Below are 1,071 nucleotides of genomic sequence, written 5' to 3'. Positions count from 1 at the left end.
GCGCCGCCCAGACCACGCCACAGACGGTGGCGTTAGCTGGAGACCACTCCTCTCCCTCGCGGGTCGTCTCGACGAATCTCGTATTCCAGAGCAGGCTGCCGCTCATGCCTTTGGGGTGAGGCAATGCAACGGGAGGCTCACCAGGCGCGCTCTTCGCAGAGTTTGGGTAGTGGATCGCAACATGCTTGCCACGATMGAATGCCGCATGTTTCGGATCGTCACCTTGTAAAGCCTGTGAGAGCATGGGAAGACCGAAAGTGTGTAGCTCTCCGAACAGTGTGCTCCTGAGCCTGTCTGGGAGGATGGGGTCGTGTCGTTCTAGCTTGAACCCCGGGAAGCCGATCCAGAACAAAAGCTCTCCGTCAACGGCGAAATACTGGTATGAGAGCAAATCCTTGGGGAGAGCCTTTATGCTTGAACTCGCAGGAATTGGGGCGACCCGAGCCACGGCTGCGTCAACCGGCCACTTGGCCACTTCTGGTAACTCGGTGATCGCTATGTACTCGTCTCCAGGAACAGGCAAATGAGCGAGCATGGCGTCTTTCGGTGCATCCTCGAACACGTGGCTTGCCGTAATCAGCCAGGTTCCTTCCTTGCCCTCCAAATAGCCGCCCTCGGAAAACACTAAACTACGAAACGCCCGCTGAACGATTTAGCCAATCTGTTGCATCCACCGGTTGAATCCACAGTCCCGAGTGTGTAAAAACGCAGGTACCATTTTGAAGTCTGCGTCGCTACGTAGAATCTGCCAGTGATTCGTTGATCAGCGAGCTTGAAATTTGCGCAGGAACGCGATTTACGCTCTGGTTCTGACCGTCAAACCGGCTCCAAAACGTTTTTACACAGCCTCGGTCGATTACGGCCCTTCGTGACAGGCAGAAATCGGCCGATTCTGTTGAAAAAGTCCGGCTTGGTTTCCACGGCAGAAAAGTACGCGCCTGAGATTGAAGTCCTTGCTTTCAGCAGAGGCTTCCGGACTCGGATTTTACGTAGCAGCGTGTAAAAGAGGTGTTTTCACCCATCAATATTCGAGCATTTTGGGCAAACCGACTTTTTCAACAGAATCGGCCA

The 1,071-nt window shown here is 54.2% G+C and carries 1 protein-coding gene; it reads right to left on the bottom strand.

All coding sequences use genetic code 11. The annotated features are described in order from the left end of the window. On the bottom strand, positions 1-562 hold a 562-nt coding region (locus tag AC1DH9_RS29705; RefSeq protein WP_477809399.1), incomplete at its 3' end, for a hypothetical protein. Positions 563-1,071: the final 509 nt, after the last annotated feature.

This window comes from Pseudomonas sp. 05T35 (genome assembly GCF_056396605.1).
Note: the sequence above shows the minus strand (reverse complement) of the source record. Positions and strands in the feature narration are given on the sequence as shown.